The following is a 19,404-nucleotide window of genomic DNA, read 5'->3' as shown; positions in this document are numbered from 1 at the left end:
ATTATTCAAAAGCTTTTCTTCCTTCCCAGCGGATAAACCAAATGATGCTTAGAGCGAATACAGCTATTATAGCAAACACCATGATGAAAGCCCCCTGCTTGATTTCCCCATCTAGAACAGAGCGGAGAGACGGATCAATTTGGACAAATCGGTCAATCCCCTTATACCCTGTCAGCCTGATTCCCCATGCCCAGGGATTATATTTCCAAATGACATCGCCCAATCCCGTGTTCATCAGCGCTGTCATCAAAAGGCCTGCCCCGCCTGCTAAAATCGAAGCCCCCATTCCGAATGTACAGCTGATCAAAAAGTATATGAAATAAAGTGTGACACTTCCGGCTGCCAGCCATGCCCCAGCCTCTAAAAAAAGGGAGCTTGGCAGGTTCGGCACATGAAAAAGAGCTCTGAGCCCCAATAAGTAGAGTCCAATAGCCAAGAATACCGCAAAAATGTTCATGATCAGAAGCAGCGTGACTTTGCTTAAATAAGCCGTTAATTTGGGAGCCGTGCCGCCCAACAGCACTTGAAAACGGCCTGCCTGCTCCTCTAAGGAAGCCGTCATTCCGCACACAATTCCAATCAGAAGCGGCAATGCAATCGCAATGGCTTCAAAATACGTGCGATATAATTGATATGGATCGGGCTGTCTGTTATAGAAATAAAGCAGAAAAACACCCGCACAGATAACCGGAACACTCAAGTGAAGCCAAATAAAAGACGTACGCTTTGTTTTTTGAAAATCAGCCGCCAGGCATCTGAAAAATAACAACAAATTAAACCGCCTCCCGTTTTATCGATTTGCGATCAACGGCAGGAGAAAAAGACCGCCTAGTCAGACGCGCCAAAATAGCAAATAACAGAACAGATAGAACAACAGCCGGAGGAACGACTGCCCAGCTCGTTAAAGGATCGCCATTCTCAAGAGGCACACCGTTTGGATGGATGCCAATTGTCGGGCACATGACCCTGATCGGCCAGCTCCAAGGATTCAGCCACCAAAAAGGGCTTGATGCCGACATGATGCCCAATATGATAGTGCCCAGCATATTGAACAAAACGGCAGATATAAACCCGTACTTTCGCGCTATCCATAAACAGACGGGGATCTCCCATAGTGTCGTGAGCCAAAGCAGCAGATTCGCGGCAATGACTGTCAAATGAATGCTCGAAAATTGAGGAATGACAAACTGCATCCCAACCATGAATCCTAAAAAAACAGCTTGAGATGCTAAAGAATAGAGCGCAATGACGCTTATTTTTGCATACCAAATCTGATGCAAATCTACAGGAGAAGAAAAAATGCCGTTATAATTCGACGCTTTCTTTTCTTTCTGGTGTGATTGTGCACAAAGCAAGGCGATCATGACCGGCATTAAGATGACAGACCACCAATTATACGTACCTGCTACAAAAAATCCCGGATTCATTAAAAAGGCGAAGCAAATATTAATCAAAGGCACAATGAAGATCATTTTTCTCGAAAATGTTCTTTTAAACTTCAGGTTTTCCGCTTTTACATAATATCCGATCACTTTTCTCCGCCCTCTTTCTCCCGCGTTGATTTGACAACATCCATAAAAAGCCGCTCAAGATCGTCTCCCTTATTGATTTTCCCCTGATATCCGAGATACCCTCCGCTGATAATCCCGATATGGTCTGCGATCTGCTCGACTTCCGATAAAATGTGGCTTGATAAAATGACCGTCATCCCCTGTTCGGGAAATGACCTGATGAGTTCCCTCAACTCTTGTATACCGATCGGATCAAGACCGTTAGTAGGCTCATCAAGTATGAGTAGTTTAGGGCGATTTAAAAGAGCGATGGCGATCCCCAGCCTCTGCCTCATCCCCATAGAAAACTGCCCCGCCTTTTTCTTTCCGGTATGATGCATATCAACAGTTTTAAGCACCTCTGTTATTCTCGCATCTGGAAGGCCCAATAATGCGGCATGCACCTTGGCATTCTCGTAGGCTGTTAAATTATCATACAGAGGCGGGGATTCTATTAAAGAACCGATGTCTTTTAATACGGACCTTTTCCATTGCCGCCCCTCAAACAAAATATCCCCGGCAGTTGGGTTTAAGATTCCGGTTAAAAGTTTTAAAGTCGTTGATTTTCCTGCTCCATTCGGTCCAAGCAATCCGTAAATACTGTTCTTTTCAACTGACAATGAGACGTCTGAGACCGCTTGCGATCTTCCGAACTTTTTTTGAAGATGCCTTGTTTCCAGTAGAATTGTACTCATCATAATCTCTCCTTGTTTGATCTGATCGTACCGATATCTTAAAATATCTTTCTCAAGATTTAATCAGAATCAAACGCAAAAAACCTTCCGGTTCCCCGGAAGGTTTAGCAGTTGTGTGAGCTTTTTTAAGATGGCATAAGCTCAAGATGATGGTCAAGTTCATCCTGCAGGACGGCTTCAATATCTTTAAAACGATTCGATACGGTCGAAGCGCTGACGCCGTATTTTTTTGCAAGCTTTGCTTGGGATATCGATTTTTCCGATTTGGAGATCGTATTGATAAAATACTCCAAAGCAGCTGCAAAGGCTTCTGTTTTTTTGATGACCGGTGCTTTTTTGGCACAATACGATTTCCAAAGGCCGACCGCCCAGGACACAAATGGTTCAGAATGTCCTTCGTCAAGCATACCTTTCTCAAAAACGAGCGCTGTTTCTTTTTCCATCTCATTGGCCCATTCGATGTCTTCGGACACTTGTTCAGACGGTGTACTCTCTTCCTGCCGGCAAAGATGCATTAACACATGATGGAAATCCTCTCTCATCAGCTGCTCTTTCGTCCCGCCTTCTTCTGTAAAACGGTTCAAAGCCTCGCTTAGCCTGTCTTTGAGAGCATCCGCCATTTTTGCAGGATAGATGGTGAATTGCAAGAAGAACTCGGTATGGCTTCCGATCTTGATCGGAAAGCCGAGCACGTACTCGCCTACAAAAGGCCCTTCCCGTTTCACATTCATCCTCACGGTCAGCTCTTCATTCGTTACAGCATCCTCAAAGCGAATGCCGCCATCTGTTATATGTTTCACACGCAGCAACGCAGGGGAGAGGTCTTTCCACGATTGAACGGCTTCCTTTGTCTGCGATCTGAGAATCGAAGATCCTTTTTTCTGTAAAAAGTCTTCAAAAATCGTCAATCCTCCATCTGCCAGCGGGCGGGCAAATACTCCCCACACGCCCAGGTTAAAAACACATATCTTTTGCGCAGACTGATCCAGGTCTGACAGAAAAGAATACTGATTGAGAAATTGATCGATTGTGTCTTTATGTTCCGTAAAAGCGAATTCCATGACGTCTTTCTGGATTTGTTTCAATTCTTGCACCGCGACAGCCGGAAACGCTCCCTCTGCTTTGCCGCAGCATTTTTTATATTTCAGCCCGCTGCCGCAGGGGCAAGGCATATTTCTTTTTACTTTTCCCACGTTTAAACCTCCGTATCTTATACTACAACTTATTTATTTTATCAAAACTTTCAGGAGGGGGAAATCCGATAATGAAAATCAGTATGATTTAGCTGAAAAGTAAAATTTTATAAAAGAGGCCAAAAGGTTTATTTAAAAATAGAAAAAAAGACTATAAAATGGTTAATGTTGTGTTTTTATCATTCATTTATAATAGAGAGGATGTTATACATATTGCAATACGCTCGTTTTTGGGTTAGAGCGGGTGCATGGTTGATCGATTGCGTATTGGCGGTCGGGTTACACTTTTCATCCGCATGGATATTCGGCGACGGATCTCATGAAGTTGCTGCAGCCGCCCTGCTGGTATACGTTTTGTATCCGCTTCTGATGCCGCTGACAAAGCTCCAGGGCACGATTGGAAAAGCAATTTTTAGAATTCGTATCGTTTCTGATGATACGGGCCGACGGATTAAGCTTTGGCAGGCTTTCGTGCGCTACATCGTCTCATGGGTGCATATCTTTTTCGGTCTGCTGTATTTAACCGTCGTTTTTTCAGGAACGAAACAAGCGGTCCACGATTTCGCGGCTAGAACATATGTCATGAAAACGTCCGACACTGAGTAAACCACCTTTATTCATTTAAACAGAAATAAAAAGGGATATGAATCCCTTTCTCTATTTCCGGTATTCCAGCAGACTAACCGTCAGGTGCACTAGCAAGCACCCCAGCCACTGAACGGGAGTTAAACGTTCGTTTAAAAACAAAACACCTCCGAAGATGGTGAGGACGGGGCCGATCATGGAAATGACGGCCCCTCGTTCCGCTCCTATCCGCTTCATGCCTTCCAGCATGAATAAAAAAGGAATGACCGTCGTCACCGCCGCAATGATCATAAAAAAACCATACATTGCGGGAGGATAAGAAAGCACGATTCCCGGTTGTTCTCTCAGCGAGCGAAGCAGCGCATAACCGGCCATCGCAAGACTTGCTGCCGACATTCCATAGGCATTCATTCGAATCCCTCCGATTTGACGGACAAGTCCTCCCGCCACAACAAGATAGGCCGCATAAGCGACAGCGGACAATAGGATCAAAAAAGCCCCTGACAGGTTCGCTTCCAATGCTTGCACATCCCATCCGCCGACAGCCAAAAACAGCCCGGCATTCACAAGCAAGATGGCAGCAAACGTTTTACCCGAGACCATTTTTTTATTTACAAAGGCGGTTATGATCAATACGAACATGGGGTAGCTCATCACAATCATCCGTTCAACGGTTGCAGAAACACCGTGAAGGCCGATAAAATCAAGCAATGGCGATAGAAAAAAACAAAGCAATCCGGCCGCACAAGCTTTAAAAATCTCCGCTTTTTCAGGCTTAGCCGGAAGCTTTGAGCGATACACAATAAAAATCAGCCAAAACAGCGGCGCCGCAAATAATTGCCGGTACAACAGCACCGCTTCCGGCTGTGCACCTTGTTCATAAGCCCATTTGACAAAAATGGATTTTGAAGCAAAACACATCGTCCCAAAGACCATAAAAACGACCCCGGCCGCTTTTCGAACACCGTGTTGAATATGGCCGCTCTGCTCAGCTGTACTCTTCTCTGCTCGACTCAACTCTAAACACCCGTCCTTTTTATTCGTTGAGATGTTTTTTTATAAAATGGAGCAATGTGCTGCCCTGCGCCGTCAAAATCACGCCTTTTCCCGAACATTTTGGACAAGGCTCCGGCTCTTCTCTTCCGCTTCCATTGCAATTTGGACATGTCGTTTCCAAATCGTCCGTTGCAATCACCATTTACGATCACACCTCCGTTTCCGTTTAGTATTATGCGGCCACTCCGGCCAGCCTTCCTCCATGGCCACCACCTCCTTAAAAATGCAAAAAACCCCCGTCACAAAAGGACGAGGGTCTCGCGGTACCACCTTTATTAATCGCATAAACGATTCGCTCGGAACATACGGAAAGGGGACAGTCAGCCCTTTCGATACGCTTCTCTTGATAACGGAGAGAACATCCCGGCTCCGCCTACTGCCCGTTTCAGCGAAGCGATTCAGAAGCCCATTCGGCATCAGGAGGGCATCGGTTCACACCAGCCACCGACTCTCTTAAGCCCATGCTCTGACACGTACTTGCTCTTCTTCAATATCGTTTAGCCGTACATGATTTGTAAAAAATATATTACTCTGAAAATTAGCGGGTGTCAAACAGCGTCAAATTCTTGTTTTTCTACGAACCTTTAATATACACACGATCAACAGGCACAAAACAAAGAGATTGAATGCTGCTATCCAATAAAAATATCCCGGGATGCCTATGATAAGAATCGGAAGTCCCGAGCTGAGAAATACACTGGCAAGTGCAGCATATAACACTTTTAGTAAGCCATTATATTTTTCCGCTTCAGATTCACGGTCTGTATAAATCACATTTGTTTGAACTTGACTCGGATCAGCCGCAAAGTAATGCCAATTTAAAAACTGTGTCACATGCTTCCAGCCTGCATCTTCGTAAATATGAATATATTCTTCTTGATCAAGGTTTGATGTTGTCTTATAGTCGAGCCGATATACTGTATTGCTTGGTTTTGTCTTTTCAAATGTATAGATAAATAAAAAGAATGACTTTAACATCCACCCTTGTTTGGCCATTTCATTCAGCCAGTCCTCTTCCTTCCGGTCTTGCCAGGCAAGAAAAAAACGGAATTTACGCTTTCTTTTTTTACTCATTGCTTGTATCTCCCTCTTTTTGAAAAATAGATTGACTGATCGCCACCAATTTAGACAGACGTTTAAATTCGAGTTCAACAACCGCCCATCCTTCATTCGTTAAAATATACTGCTTTCTCCGATTATCGCCGGTTTCGCCTTCCTTTTTAATCAACCCCTGCTTTTCGAGTTTGCTTAATGCACCATAAAGAGTGCCAGGCCCTAGTTTGACCTCTCCCTCGCTCATGCTCTCAACCCTTTGCATAATGCCGTAGCCGTGTAATGGTTGAGTTAATGACAATAATATGTAATATGTAGCCTGCGTAAGCGGTAGATAGTTTTCCGCCGTTTTTTTCATCACTTTTCGCACCTCATTATTAAGTATGGCTTTTTTCATTTATATATCTCATGAGCAGTACAACACCTATTAGATTGAAAATGATGCTGCCCCCAAGAACCAGCCCCCACAATACACCGTTTATCCCTGATAAAACCGCTAGATTTAATAAAAGAATTCCGCTCAAAACAAATAAAATCCCGGTAAGGTATGTATTCAAATCATTTGCCTCCTCATTTTGTATCGTCTTACGATATATCGACTAACGATATAATAGCATATTAGACGATTCGACACAAATCAAACACAGCAATCAGCCTGCAAATCAAATAAGTCAGCACAGGCTATTGCCCAAAAGGAATATCTCACATTAAAATCTAAAAAAACCGCCTAAAAGGTCATTTCACAACCTTATCAGGCGGTTTCCAGCGATTATTCCTGATTTCTGTCAGCAAACACCGTCATGGCGTCGCACATGAACTTCGCCAAGCCGGCGCCGTATTGATCGATGTTTTTCGTAAAGCGCTTGTCAGCCACATACATTTGTCCTAGACCTTTGAAAGCTTCCAGCGAATAGCTGTGGCCGGTGTTATTGTTCAGAAAGTCGTACCATTCCTTTATAGCCGCCTGTGCTTCCTCTGAGTCGGGGGCGCCTTCTCTGAGAGCGGCGATTTTTCTGTAAATGGCGTCATATTGCTGTTCCATTTTTTTTCGTTCACCTTCGGACATCGATTCGATATAGGCCTTCGATCTGTCGACGGCTTCATCTCCCCAGCGTTCCCGCGCTTCTTCCTCATACGGGTTTTGACTGAAATCAAAACCCGCGAATTTTTCCTCGTTTGTCATGTTGATTTCTCCTTTCGCAAATTGGATCGTTTTATCGATTGTCGCAATCATTTGGTCAAGCCGGCTCCTTTTCTCCAGCAGCGCTTTGCGGTGGAGCTGAAGCGCCTCATTCTTGTCAAATGAAGGGTTCTCAAGAATGCTTTTAATCTTTTTTAAAGGGAAGTCAAGCTCTCTGAAAAATAAGATTTGCTGCAGCTTTTCCAGATCGTCATCTGAATACAGCCGATATCCGGCTTCGGTTGTCTCCGACGGAGCTAATAACCCGATTTCATCATAATGATGCAGTGTGCGCACACTGATGCCGACTAAATCGGCCACTTCCTTTACTTTCATTTTCATCCATCTGACCTCCCTTCGATATTGACTATAAAGTATCCCGCAACGTGAGGGTCAATGCGAAATTTGAAATTTTTTTCGTGCAATTTTTATGCAAACAAAAAACCCGGCAAAATCACTTTGCCAGGTCTTTTAAAAATTGTTCAGCAGGACTTCTCTAAGAAACGGATCATCCAGCCACTCGTTCAGCTGGCCCGCGGAGAATCCTTTTGATACATTGAGATCGATAAGCGTTCCGCCGGCATAGCCGAAAGAAGCCGACCTGTCCAGAATGGTGTCCGGCCCTTTCGCCAGGACATTCTTCAGCTTCTTCAGAATGTTTTGAAAACTCTTCTCCAAGTCGCTTTTCGGGTCTTTGGCTGATTCAATCACTCGGGTGAGCTTCTCATTTCCGCCTTCAAGCTCTCCTCTTTCATCCAAACTGACATCAGCCAAAGACAGCCCGGCGACCGTTTTCAAAAACTCATTCACATGCCATTTTTCGTAAGCCTGTTTATCCAGCGGCGTTCCGTTTTGTTCACCGATCAGTTCTGCGTGGCCCAACAGACGCGCACCGAACCGTTTATCGCTGTCGTTTAAAACAGCTTCGATACGGGTTCTTTTTTGTTCGTCTTCGATGCCTTCAACTGTAATCCGGTTATGTCCGTCAACATGCAATGTCAGATGTTCGCTTTCGGAAAGGGAAATTCCGCTCTCCCGCAGCGCCCCTTCGATCTGGCTGTTCAAACGCTGCCTGTCCACATAAAGATTATAGATCTCAAATTGAACGCCGTTCATTTGTGACCGTAATGACGGTGCATTTTTTTGGGCTGATTCAGCCTGTTTGCTGATGGAGAGAGTGTCTGTTTGGCTGGCGGGCATCCTTTTGGAGCCTTTAGTCTTTGCCGGCACATTCGCGGCGGCCGGCTTCATCAGCTGCTCGGAATAAAGCGAAAGTTTTACCCTGTCTCTAATATTCATGGGAGCTCCTTTCATGCCAATTACATTCTATTACTTTTTATATCGGCCGGGATTTGGATCTGTTTACCAGCCGTATGTTGAATCGTATTGATAATTGATCTTCAGCTGCGGCGATCTCCAAGTTGAACTGCTCCAAGCGAGCGAATAGTATCTCACATTCCATGTCGTTTTGACGGGAAGCGCAAGTTCAGGCTTTAGATCCGGAAACAGTGTGCCGCCTGAAACCGATGTGTGCCAAACGCCTTCTTCCTTGTTCAGGACTTCTCTGTAGGTGTGTCCGAGACTTGGATATATCGTTCCCTCGGCAGAAACGCTTTTCACAGTCGCTCCTTCGGGAATGGCCGAGGCATTGGCAAGATTGACGGCGGCAACCGGAGAAACGACTCCCTGTCCCGGGCTTGAGATGGATGACGGAGACAAATTCGCCGTATAAGCACCGCTCTTCATTCTGTCGATAAATTCAAGTCTGTAAAATCCCCAGCCGTCATATGAACCGTCTTTAGACATGACGACCGCAATGTATCGGCCTGTCTCGGGAACATCCAAGCGGATGATTTCATTTTGGTTTCCCATTCTTTCAGAAGATCCTACTGCGGGATAGCCGTAAGCATCTTTAAATAAATATAGATCATAATCTGTATTTGCCGGGATGTTCTTTAGGTGAATGGCAAGCTGTTCTCCCTTTGTCGCGTAAAATTTGTAATAATCTTTATCGCTTTCGCTGTGAATCGTCGCCGAAATCGTCTTGTATTTCCACAACCCTACATCGTAAGCCTCAGCGAAAGAATTGTTGGGTTCATACTCATCTTCGTAAACATTCGCCGAAGCCGAAAATGCTGGAATCGCCATCAAAAACAAACTGAACACGAACAGAAACAAACTTTTTTTCATTTGTCCTTGCCTCCTGTTTATTCATCACCATAAAGGAACTCCCTTCCTAATATCGGTAATAAAACAGGAAGTTTAATGAATTTTTATAAAATAATGGTATTTCCCCAGATTTAATCATCTTTCGGCTCTGCCACACTGCCCAAAAAGAGAATCATTCCGGATGCTTCATCAACGATCGCAAAATAAAACGGGTGGTCTGCAGTCATGGTCACTTCAGGGACGGGGGCTGATTCGATGATTTCAACCGCCGTTGCCGCGGATGCTTCAGTGCCCGCTTCATCCACTTTGATAAATGTTTTATGTCTGACTTTATTAATTTGAGCGGCGCCATGCCCGGTAAACATATTTGAAAAATTCGCGCTGCTAAACACGTTTTTCATTCCAAGGCGTTTAAGCGGTTCATTTAACATGTAGTCTGTTTGAAATGAGAAGCGCGGCAGCTTGAGCTCCACCTGTTTCATCGTCCAGCCCTTTTGCAAGGCGCGCCATTGATCATGCGTCATGCCAGTCAGAAGCTGTTCTAGATTTGCCGCTTTTTTCGGCAGAAAAACGGCTAGTGACAGGCCTTCGTCTTGAAATGGCAGCTTGACGGCTTGAAAATGTTCGTTTTCCAGATAAGGAAAGCGGTTTGTCTGCGTCATCATGGGGTGTTTTTTTGCGGAGCCGTCCGCTGAATAAAATGGCTGTTCCGCTGTCATGTGAGGATCAAATGGGTGCTTCCAGCTTTCTTTAAAATAGACGGCATTGATGATGTAGGCAATCGTATTCGACGAGACTTTATCAACGATCTGATCGATGCGGTCTTTCGTTTTCTTTTTGACCCAGCTGTTGATTTCCTCTGTTGCCCGATTAGGATCAATTTGAAGCTGATAGGCGTCGCCAAGGCCTTTGATCGCGTCTTGAAAGCTTTCTTTCAGCTCCCTTTTGGTCCATATCGAATTAGCTGATGAAAATTCACCGTGAGGCAGCGTTTCAAGAGAACGATTAACAGATTTTGATATCCCGTTGATCGATGCCATATCCGCCTGGCTGAGATGTAAAGTGCTGAGCAGTTCCTTTCTGCTGTCTCCCGCGGCACCGTTTGCCGTCATCAAAAGTGCCTGCTGAATACTGTAAGGCGAGAGGAAGATGTTTTTCCGGCTCCCTTCTTCTTTTATCATGTCTTGAAACAAGGCGAGCGCAAATCGCTGTTCAGCTTCAGAAAACGAGGCTTCCGTTTTTTGCGCTGATCTGCCGCGCGGGGGATCAGCCTCCTTCAGTGCACCGCATCCGGCCAGCAATAAAAGACCGGCAATAACCACCATTGCACTCCATTTCGATTTCAATTGTCAACACCTCCTAATGTTGTAGTGGGTTTAGCACTGGAAAACGTTACAAAAAACGGCAGCTGATGCAAGGAATCAGCAAAAAAAGCTTATCCAATGCTGGATAAGCTTTCGGTCAATCATTGCGCTCACTGCCCTTTGACTGCCAGTTCACGCAGATCTTTTTTGACGATTTTGCCGAGCCTGTTTTTCGGAAGGCTGTCGATAAAGACGATTTCAGGAATTTTATAGTCGGACAGGCGCTCTTTGCAATACGCGATAATGTCCTCCTTCTTGAGGCCGGCGCTTTCATTTTTCACCACATACGCCCTCGGAACCTCGCCGTACATTTCATCCGGGACGCCGATGACGGCAGATTCAACTACTCCGGGCACTTGATCGATGATTTCTTCCACTTGGTCCGGATAAATGTTGTCGCCTCCGTAGACAATGACGTCTTTATACCGGCCGGTAATATATAAAAATCCGTCTTCATCGAGTTTGCCGGAGTCCCCCATATAGAACCAGCCGTCTTTCAGCACCTTTTGCGTGGCGGAAGGATTTTGGTAATACCCTTCAAAAACATACGGGCTTTTGACGACGACTTCTCCGACTTCTCCCGTCGGCAGCTCTTCATGTGTATCAGGGTCTTCGATTTTTATGCTGACTTGCGGAATCGGCTTGCCGGCTGAAGTGACTTTATCCCAGCCCATGTCAGGCCGCCATACGCTGACCGTCCATGCTTCTGTGCTGCCGTACCCCTGCACCATCATGATTCCATGGTCATTGTACTCCTTAATCAGCCGCGCCGGCACCTTGGTGCCGCCGGAAACAAGCATTTTCACAGATGACAGGTCGAATGGATGTCTTTTCATTTCCTCCAGCATGTAGGTGTAGACGGAAGGAAACGCCATCATCATATGAATGCGTTTCTTCTCGATCTCCTGCAGGATTTCAAACGGTTCGGGATCCCATAAGAAATAAAGGGCAATTCCTTCAAAAGCCGCCTGAAAAACATGGTTGAGCGAGCTCATATGATAGAGCGGGTGGCTCGCTAAAAAGCGCGTGCCTTTCAGCTGCTTCGATTTCACGTTCACCTCTGTCAAGTATGCGGCCAGACTGCCGTGGTTGACCATGCAGCCTTTCGGGTTTCCCGTCGTGCCCGAGGTGAACAGCATTAAAGCCAAATCATGCTCTGTCACCTGCTCAGCTTCCACCTTCAGCGGCCTGTTTTTAAATAAGCTCTCAAACTGTTCAGTCGTGTTCATTCCCGCACCCGCTTCAATCATCAGGCAGAACTGAAGCTGTTCGCGGAGCGGCGTTAGTATATCGGCAAATTCCAAGTCATAAAACATCACCTTCGGCCGGCAGTTGTTCAAGATTCCTTTTAATTCATACGATGTCAGCTGCCAGCTTAACGGCACGACTGTCGCTCCGATTTTAAGAGACGCCAGCAAAATGACGGGAAAATGATGATTATTTTTACATAAAACCGCGATGTGGTCTCCTTTTTGAACACCCTCCTCCAGCAGATAATGAGCCAGCTGGTTCACCCGTTGGTGATACGCTTTGAACGTAAACGTTCGATCTCCTCCGGACAATGCTTCCAACCCATCTGACGTTTCCATATGATGATTGATTAATTGCTGAAGTGTACTCAAAATTTTCATCTCCAAATTTTCATTGTTTCTCACAAAACCTGGTGAGATTATGTGACGCACAAATTCATTCTAAAACAAAATATATCCATTGTAAAACTATTTCATAATAGAATTATTATCTTTATGAACTGATAACAAAAGGAATTAAACCGCTCATTTTAAAATTCACAAAATCGTTTTTTGCGGAGCATTCGCTTATGATAAAATAGACCTATGTTTGTTTGGTCAGTATGAAATTGCTGATCTACTACACGATGTCGGAAATGAGGAAACCTTCATGAATCACCATCGGATTGAAGCGAATCTATTGGACCATGCTTTCACGAAATATTTGCGGTCTTCAAAGAAATTAGACGAAGAAACGATTCCGAAAAGTATCACGAGCGGCAAAGGGTTTATTTTGCGTATCATTTACAGACACGGAACATGTACGATAAAGGAAATTTTACAGGAGGTCGCGCTGTCTCCATCAGCAACGACAACAGCTCTGAACCATTTGGAGAAAGAGGGTCTTGTGATCAGATCGAGAAATAACGATGACCGGCGCACCGTCTGGATCGAACTGTCGCAAGAAGGAACGAGGATCGCCGCACAAATGGTGGAAAACCGCCAGGCCTTGATCGACAAGCTCTTCGGCAAATTGTCAGAGGAAGAAAAAAAGGCTTTTTTTGCTGTGATTGAAAAAGTGATGATGTAAAACGGGCCGTCGATCGAAATCGACAGCCTTTTTTTATTGTGTGACGCCAAGCGCGTCCAGCGCCATTTTCAAGTGCTCTTCTTGTTTCGTTTGAAGGGCAAACATGCCGATTTCGATGCCGTAGGCGGCCTGCATTTCTTTAATATGCTCTTTCATCCGCGGCCAGACGCGTCCTCCTTCTTCTTCGTAATAAGAGATGAGCCGTGCGGTTTCGGCTTCTCCTAAAATCGTCTGGTATAACAGAAAGTCTTTAGCCGGGTCGGCGATTTTTGCTTCTGTCCAATCCAACAGCCCAGTTATGCTCTGATGCTGGTCAATCAAAATATGCGGAGGGTGCAAGTCGCCGTGGATAAACACCGTATGTTCAGGCCAATACGAGTCGTCAGACAGCCACTTTTGCCATCTTTCCCAGAGCTCGGCGCTAACCCCGAGCTCACTTTTGATCCGCTCCATATGCTCTGCTTTTGTCTGCCTGACGTCATCCGGATTCATCACATGCATGCCCGCTTCTTCTGCGTCCTTATGATCGATGCCGTGCAATAGCGCGAGCGTTTTCGCCAATGACCTGGTAAACGCTTCAGCCGGAGGCTCATGCTCCATGTTCCATACGTAATTCTTGATGTCCATGTCAATGACTGCGGCAGGCACACCCGGAAGCTCCGGATATGCAATCAGTTCGGGAGTATGAATGCGCCAATCCGGCACAGCCGCGGGAAGACGGTTTTGCAGCAGCTTCAGCACTTTCCCTTCATACACTGCCCTTTCAATCACATCGTCGCGCCGCGGTTTTCTCAACACCCAACTCTTACCTGCTTCATCTTCTGCAAAAACGACTTGAAAATCCATGCCGGACTCGTTGATTTCCGCATGCTTTCGTTTCAGCCGAAGGCCGTGTTTTTCCGCAAGTTTTAATGTATGTTCAATTTGCTCATTTACAGTTGTCATATACGATTTTCCCCTTTGCTGAAGGTTTTGAATAAAAAAAGCGCAGGTCGTCTGCCTGTGCTGGAAAGTAAACGGAAAAAAGATATGGCTAATAAACTGAAGGCAAGCTTCAGAAATGCTATTTTTAAAGGCAAAAAGAGGCGCTGGAATCCGCGCCTCTCCCTCTATTACTGCATAAGGGCTCCCTAAAAACAGGCAGACTAATCCCGATTACCCTGCACACAGGCAGAGTCTTTGTTCACGATTTAGTTAGACAAAGTTCAATCGGAATCTGATGTATGCCATTTGGGAAATCCCTCCGTTCTTAAAAGTTAGCCTTATTTTAACAGGTGTTGGGAAGACCCGCAACGAAAAATTCAATTATTAAGAAAATCACCCTGATAAAGGAAACTCGTTCCTGGCTTTTAAAACTAATCATTCACACCCGTTCGGCGCTTTAATTCTCTTAGCCAAGCCGTATCCCCGGTTCCATAGCTCTTCTTTTGCCCTGTATCCCGCAATGACCCGTTGCTGTAGTCAATAGACAAGATGAAATCCGGAACAGAATCATATTCGGCTTCCGCAAGCCTGTTCAGCTCTGCTCCATAATGAGCGATTGCGAGATGAGCCGTTTTCTTGAGGACGGGATCCTTCTCCAGCTCTTCTTTATACACTTCTAATAAATCACGGCCGGAAGGTGTTACATATCGGCCATCAACCACTTCCAAATCTTTCAGGTGATACCCTGTCACCTCATATATCTCGCGAACCGTCTGATATTTTTGGTGCGCTTCTTTGGAATATTGTGCCGAATCGCTGCTCAAGCTTTTCATGATATGCAGAAATAACTGTTTGCTGTTTTCTCCTGATTGCAATATTTGTTCAATTTGATGGATGAGTTGCTCATCATCTGTTCCGCTTACCTTTACTTGATAATCAATCGGTGTAATCGTAAAGGTGAGCGCCGCATCCGCTGGAATGGCAATATGATATTGATCCAGCAGCGCTTGAAGCTGTTTGTTGACTTGGCTGCGCTGATATACTTTCTCATTCTCCGTCTCTACTTCCCCATTAAAAGTCACATTTCGAAACGCGGCATCCTGCATATTATAGCTTTGCGCCTTTCCTTTGAACAGCCACTCAGTTTCATTGTCATATGCAGCCTGTCTTTCTGCTGCCGACAAGTCATTTCTGAAATAAGGGGAATTGGGGTTTTTGTATTTATCCTTAATGTAGCCTAAAGGGTCGGGTTTCGTTTTGTTCATTGCATTTATTTTGCTGTATTTTTCATCTAAGATTTTTTTCCTGATGTCACTTTCTGACACATAGGGGTTTTGGGCATTAATCTTCGTTTCTTTCCCTGTATCTGTGACAGTTCGATCATTTGCTGCTTCGTATGCCCGCCTGAAAGCTCCGGCATGATTCACAATACTGTCCTTTGAGTAGTTCAGCTTACTCAAACTTTCTTTCGATGCTCTCCCTGCTTGACTGCTGGCCTTCTTCGCAACGGCAGTGATATCGGAAGAGACATTTTTTAAAGTTGTATCAGCCGCATTTCTTTTCAATATATTCTGGACCATCAGCTGTGTACGGATGTATTGACTATTGAGACGCATTGGGCACCTCCCCTCAATTCTTTCTATACTCCCTATATCGGCTTGATTATGTTTATATTAACCTTATTAAACAGTAATTTACATGAAAACCTATTTAGCAGTCTCATCTATCTGGATGAAAAATCAAAAGGCATCCCAAAAAAACGGATGCCTTTTCTTATTTCTCATCTTCCCTGTCAATTTTATTCCGTATCCGCTCAATCACCTCATGCAGACCCTCAGGTTTATAAAACTCGACCGGAGAGCTGCCCTTTTCAAACGAAATCGTTTCGGCTTCAATGAGCGCCACATAGCGGCCGTTTACTTTGGCGAGGTGGATCGAGTCTCCGAACTCGGCCAGCAATCCTTTAATCTCGGTTTCTCCCAGCTTCATTTTCAGCTCTGCCTCAGGCATGTGCTCAACGATTTGGGCTGAGGCTTCGATGACTTGGTGGGTGTCAAGACGTTCCTGAATCTCCCGCTTTTCGCTCGCTTCCCAGATTTCGAGGTCGTGTTCAAACTGCTGGAGTTCTTCGCTTTTGTCTTCAAATGCTTCGTACACGTGCTCCTGCACCATGTTCATCACTTGTGACTTCATGATTTCCGGCATCGACTCGCCGTACTCGACGAATTTTAAGAAGTCTTCAAAGTAGCGGGCGTGCGAGGCCTGGTGGATTTTCACTTCGCTTTCCTCTGTCATGCCCTCTTCAGGCATGTGCGGGTACTGAATCGATTTCATGTTTTTCGTCGTAATCGCCATTTCGACCTTGCGAATCAGCGACGATTCATCGGCGATCGTAGCGACCTTCGGTTCAAAGTCGCACTTCATGACAAAGACAAATGTATCATCGAAGTATTTGCGCGGTACGGCTGTCGCCACTAAAAACACGCCTCCCCTGACGGCGCTCGTGTCGAGGTATGTGCGGACGAACTGTTCGCTCAGTTCATTGAATTCTTCCTTTGTCTCCGCCAGTTTTGTTTTGTGAAACAGATTGTAGTTCGGATTAGAATCAAGCTCATGCCCCGGCTCTGTGATGAAGCGGCCGATTTTCGTCGGCACCTGCTCCGATTTCGGATGGCGTTCGGCTTTCCGCTTGACGATTTTTTTCAATTCCCCGTCTAAGAAATCCTTCAGCTCGCTGTTTTCAAATTCCTCTGTATCCAGCGTCTGAAAATGTTTATATTGCTTGTTGGCCTGCTCATCCTTGCCGTCGACCTGGATGACGTAAAAGGAGATGTAGCGAATTTCAAATTCCATGACATGTTCACCCGTTTTCCTTGTTGTTTCAGTTCTTCAAGTATAGGTAAATGCCGGTATTCCGTCAATTTGCACCTTCAAGATATACGGAGATCTTATAATACGTCTTCCTGGTCAATTTTTCGTATCGACCAAAACGCAATGGCAATTCCGACTAGAGCCAATGAAATCGGAATGTAAATGATGGAAGCAAGTGGAAATTCATCGCTTTGCTGACCGATCAACGTGGTCAAGATACAGGATGTCACAATGGTGGCAGGAACTGATTGTTTGCGCATCCCAAAGTATAATGGAATAAAACTCAGTCCTGTAGAGGAAGCAGCATAAATGAGCATACTGCCAATCTCATTCCCTACGTCATGCATCGTCAATTTTTCCGGGCTGAATTGATAGACATCATTGAGCTGCGAGAAAATAAATGCAAGAATCAGTTCGGACACGATCATTGTCAAAAAGGTCAATCCGCCAGTAAGCAGCAGTTTTGCTGCCATTAGTTTTTTTCTGCTGACTGGATATGTAAACATGACCGTGATGGTTCTGTTTTTATACTCTCCGATGACCAGTTTGGCAATCAGCACGCCGGCAAAGACAATAAACACAGACCTCACGAAAATTCCTATAACTAGCAGCATGGATGCGGCATCAGCCATCGACATTTTTGCTTGAGGGAGGTTTTTTCCTCTGATCCGATCAGGCACAATAAACCGAGAATACATAGATTTGCAATTACTGCACCTTTGTAATACCACCCTAATTTTGTTTTTTTAAACTCCAATTTAATTAAATTCAGCATTGAACTTCAACTCCGTTAAAAAACATCTATTTTTTCAATACGCCTTACAGCCAAAAAGGAAAAAAACAGACCGACTGCGGCAAGAGATAAAGGTATATACACAATTGAAGAAATAGAAAAGCCAGGGCCTGTGGAACTGATCGGCATGATGATTACAACAGATGAGATGATCGTTGCCGCAGTGGAGTACTTTCTCATTCCAAAAAAGATGGGTACTAAACTCGTTCCTGCGGCGCCAAAAGCAAAAACGATCATTTTCAGAGCCTGCTGAGACGCGATAGAAGCTGTTAATTCGCCGGGGATGATCCCATAGATTGAGTTCAGCAGAAAAAAACCAACTGCAACGCATGCGTTTGATATCAATATCGTAACGAAGGTCAGCCCGCCTGCGATCAGCAGTTTAGCAGCCAGCAGTTTCTTTCGATTGATCGGATACGTGAACATCACCAGTATTGTCTTGTTTTTAAACTCTGAAATCACTAATTTTGAGATCAGCACAGCGCCGAATACGATAAAAACGGCTCTAACAAAAGTGCCGATCAATAGAAAAGTTTCATCAATCGTTTGGAACGTCTCCTTGCCTTCTGTGCAGGTCACCATCCACAGAAAACCAAAAATGATGAAATTGGCAAAGACGGCTCCGCGTATATACCATCCCAGCTTCAGCTTTTTCATTTCAATTCTCATCAAATTCAGCAAATTTCTCCGCCTCCTTATGCGTTGACCGCATTGCCGTTGATTAAGCTGAGGAAGTAGTCCTCAAGCGAAGTATGCTTTTTATTCATGGATTCAATTTCTACATCATTCAAAATCAGAGCTTTAGAAATGGCTGTTTGAGAAGCTTCGGCATCATAAATTCGGATCGTTTTATCATTTAGTATTTTAAAATTAGCAATCTGCAGCTCATGTTCAAGCACAAAGCAAGCATGCAATTGGTTCGGCGTCACGAGTTCAATGTACTCTGTGTTCCGTCCCCTTACGCTTTCCATCGATACTTCTTCAACAAGCCTGCCGTCCCGAATCACTCCGATTGTATCTGCAATTTGCTCTACTTCGTTCAAGATGTGGCTTGAGATGAGCAATGTCATGCCATACTCTTTGCTCAATACTTGAAATAAGTTTCTGATTTCTTTAATTCCGATGGGATCAAGGCCATTAATCGGCTCATCCAAGATGAGCAAGTAGGGTTTGGTGAGAATGGCCCGCGCGATTCCAAGACGCTGCTTCATACCGAGGGAAAATGTTTTGACAGGTTTGCTGTCGATATTTTTTAAATTCACCATGTCCAGCACTTCCTGAATCTTGGCTTTATTGTGATATCCCATATACTCACAATGCAGATTTAAATTTTCTTTGGCTGTCAGATTTTCATAAAAAATCGGGTATTCGATCATGCTGCCTATTTTCCCGAGAATCTCGTATGATCGATTTGTCAGCTTATGCCCAAGGATATTGATTTCGCCGCTTGTCGGTTTCACGAGGCTCGTCAGCATCTTCATGATGGTCGTTTTTCCGGCTCCGTTCGGGCCGAGAAAACCGTATATTTCTCCCTTTCGTATATGCATGCTTACATTTGAAACAACTTCTTGACCTTTGAATGTCTTGGTAAGCCCGCTTGTTTGTACGATGTAAGTCAACTCTGTTTCTCCTTTCCTGTCTCTGCTATGTGT

The 19,404-nt window shown here is 44.9% G+C and carries 21 protein-coding genes, 1 pseudogene and 1 other annotated feature; of the genes and pseudogenes, 2 read left to right on the top strand and 20 right to left on the bottom strand.

The features are described from left to right. Window position 1 precedes the first annotated feature (1 nt). From TRNA_RS23060 to TRNA_RS23045, 4 genes are all read right to left on the bottom strand, one after another. On the bottom strand, window positions 2-772 hold the full coding sequence (locus tag TRNA_RS23060; protein ID WP_003178631.1) for a lantibiotic immunity ABC transporter MutG family permease subunit: 771 nt from the start codon (window positions 770-772) through the stop codon (window positions 2-4). 1 nt (window position 773) lies between these two features. Then, window positions 774-1,532 carry a lantibiotic immunity ABC transporter MutE/EpiE family permease subunit gene (locus TRNA_RS23055; RefSeq protein WP_003178630.1) on the bottom strand — a complete coding sequence of 253 codons (759 nt, stop codon included), beginning with the start codon at window positions 1,530-1,532 and terminating at the stop codon, window positions 774-776. Next, window positions 1,529-2,245 carry a lantibiotic protection ABC transporter ATP-binding protein gene (locus TRNA_RS23050; RefSeq protein ID WP_011197516.1) on the bottom strand — a complete coding sequence of 239 codons (717 nt, stop codon included), beginning with the start codon at window positions 2,243-2,245 and terminating at the stop codon, window positions 1,529-1,531. Before TRNA_RS23050 ends, TRNA_RS23055 begins: the two co-directional genes overlap by 4 nt. Before the next feature lie 125 nt (window positions 2,246-2,370). Beyond that, window positions 2,371-3,438, bottom strand: a complete 1,068-nt coding sequence (locus TRNA_RS23045; RefSeq protein WP_003178628.1) for a YecA family protein — start codon at window positions 3,436-3,438, stop codon at window positions 2,371-2,373. Between the two features lie 201 nt (window positions 3,439-3,639). On the opposite strand from TRNA_RS23045, the gene TRNA_RS23040 reads away from it, so the two are divergent. Next, window positions 3,640-4,044: an RDD family protein gene (locus TRNA_RS23040; RefSeq protein WP_080508516.1), complete on the top strand. Its 405-nt coding sequence runs from the start codon at window positions 3,640-3,642 to the stop codon at window positions 4,042-4,044. Window positions 4,045-4,095: 51 nt separating this feature from the next. Here TRNA_RS23040 and TRNA_RS23035 read toward each other — a convergent pair whose 3' ends face one another. The 10 genes from TRNA_RS23035 to TRNA_RS22990 form a co-directional block, all read right to left on the bottom strand. After that, a complete protein-coding gene (locus TRNA_RS23035; RefSeq protein WP_003178626.1) occupies window positions 4,096-5,040 on the bottom strand; it encodes a DMT family transporter in 945 nt (314 codons plus the stop codon). 19 nt (window positions 5,041-5,059) lie between these two features. Next, the gene (locus tag TRNA_RS23030) at window positions 5,060-5,221 is read right to left on the bottom strand and encodes a tryptophan RNA-binding attenuator protein inhibitory protein (RefSeq protein ID WP_009330275.1); all 162 of its coding nucleotides are present in this window, start codon (window positions 5,219-5,221) and stop codon (window positions 5,060-5,062) included. Window positions 5,222-5,321: 100 nt separating this feature from the next. Beyond that, window positions 5,322-5,579: a binding site (T-box leader), on the bottom strand. A gap of 58 nt (window positions 5,580-5,637) precedes the next feature. Next, window positions 5,638-6,153 carry a DUF2812 domain-containing protein gene (locus tag TRNA_RS23025; protein WP_003178624.1) on the bottom strand — a complete coding sequence of 172 codons (516 nt, stop codon included), beginning with the start codon at window positions 6,151-6,153 and terminating at the stop codon, window positions 5,638-5,640. Then, window positions 6,146-6,490, bottom strand: a complete 345-nt coding sequence (locus tag TRNA_RS23020; protein WP_011197515.1) for a PadR family transcriptional regulator — start codon at window positions 6,488-6,490, stop codon at window positions 6,146-6,148. Before TRNA_RS23020 ends, TRNA_RS23025 begins: the two co-directional genes overlap by 8 nt. A 19-nt stretch (window positions 6,491-6,509) precedes the next feature. After that, window positions 6,510-6,689: a hypothetical protein gene (locus tag TRNA_RS23015; protein ID WP_003178622.1), complete on the bottom strand. Its 180-nt coding sequence runs from the start codon at window positions 6,687-6,689 to the stop codon at window positions 6,510-6,512. Window positions 6,690-6,901: 212 nt separating this feature from the next. Next, window positions 6,902-7,654: a MerR family transcriptional regulator gene (locus TRNA_RS23010; RefSeq protein WP_003178621.1), complete on the bottom strand. Its 753-nt coding sequence runs from the start codon at window positions 7,652-7,654 to the stop codon at window positions 6,902-6,904. A 129-nt stretch (window positions 7,655-7,783) separates the two neighbouring features. Then, window positions 7,784-8,611 (bottom strand): DUF4885 family protein, encoded by an 828-nt coding sequence (locus TRNA_RS23005; protein ID WP_011201548.1) that lies wholly within the window; start codon window positions 8,609-8,611, stop codon window positions 7,784-7,786. A 63-nt stretch (window positions 8,612-8,674) separates the two neighbouring features. Then, complete coding sequence (locus tag TRNA_RS23000; protein WP_003178619.1) at window positions 8,675-9,502, bottom strand: PPC domain-containing protein; 828 nt, start codon at window positions 9,500-9,502, stop codon at window positions 8,675-8,677. Between the two features lie 110 nt (window positions 9,503-9,612). Continuing rightward, window positions 9,613-10,827, bottom strand: coding sequence for a serpin family protein (locus TRNA_RS22995; RefSeq protein ID WP_009330277.1), 1,215 nt, complete (start codon window positions 10,825-10,827; stop codon window positions 9,613-9,615). Between the two features lie 128 nt (window positions 10,828-10,955). After that, window positions 10,956-12,467: a class I adenylate-forming enzyme family protein gene (locus TRNA_RS22990; RefSeq protein ID WP_003178617.1), complete on the bottom strand. Its 1,512-nt coding sequence runs from the start codon at window positions 12,465-12,467 to the stop codon at window positions 10,956-10,958. Between the two features lie 277 nt (window positions 12,468-12,744). On the opposite strand from TRNA_RS22990, the gene TRNA_RS22985 reads away from it, so the two are divergent. After that, a complete protein-coding gene (locus TRNA_RS22985; protein WP_003178616.1) occupies window positions 12,745-13,164 on the top strand; it encodes a MarR family winged helix-turn-helix transcriptional regulator in 420 nt (139 codons plus the stop codon). A gap of 33 nt (window positions 13,165-13,197) precedes the next feature. Here the strand turns inward: TRNA_RS22985 and TRNA_RS22980 are convergent, their stop codons facing one another. The 6 genes and pseudogenes from TRNA_RS22980 to TRNA_RS22955 form a co-directional block, all read right to left on the bottom strand. Further along, complete coding sequence (locus TRNA_RS22980; protein WP_009330279.1) at window positions 13,198-14,109, bottom strand: macrolide 2'-phosphotransferase; 912 nt, start codon at window positions 14,107-14,109, stop codon at window positions 13,198-13,200. A gap of 410 nt (window positions 14,110-14,519) precedes the next feature. Then, a complete protein-coding gene (locus tag TRNA_RS22975) occupies window positions 14,520-15,704 on the bottom strand; it encodes a DUF4885 domain-containing protein (RefSeq protein ID WP_009330280.1) in 1,185 nt (394 codons plus the stop codon). 157 nt (window positions 15,705-15,861) lie between these two features. After that, window positions 15,862-16,941 carry a DUF3900 domain-containing protein gene (locus TRNA_RS22970; protein WP_003178613.1) on the bottom strand — a complete coding sequence of 360 codons (1,080 nt, stop codon included), beginning with the start codon at window positions 16,939-16,941 and terminating at the stop codon, window positions 15,862-15,864. Window positions 16,942-17,036: 95 nt separating this feature from the next. Further along, window positions 17,037-17,734, bottom strand: a pseudogene (locus TRNA_RS22965) (ABC transporter permease). A gap of 15 nt (window positions 17,735-17,749) precedes the next feature. Then, a complete protein-coding gene (locus tag TRNA_RS22960; protein WP_009330281.1) occupies window positions 17,750-18,433 on the bottom strand; it encodes an ABC transporter permease in 684 nt (227 codons plus the stop codon). Between the two features lie 14 nt (window positions 18,434-18,447). Then, on the bottom strand, window positions 18,448-19,371 hold the full coding sequence (locus tag TRNA_RS22955; RefSeq protein WP_009330282.1) for an ABC transporter ATP-binding protein: 924 nt from the start codon (window positions 19,369-19,371) through the stop codon (window positions 18,448-18,450). Between the last annotated feature and the right edge of the window lie 33 nt (window positions 19,372-19,404).

Origin of the sequence: Bacillus licheniformis DSM 13 = ATCC 14580 (assembly GCF_000011645.1) — a bacterium.
Classification (GTDB): Bacteria; Bacillota; Bacilli; order Bacillales; family Bacillaceae; genus Bacillus; species Bacillus licheniformis.
Note: the sequence above shows the minus strand (reverse complement) of the source record. Positions and strands in the feature narration are given on the sequence as shown.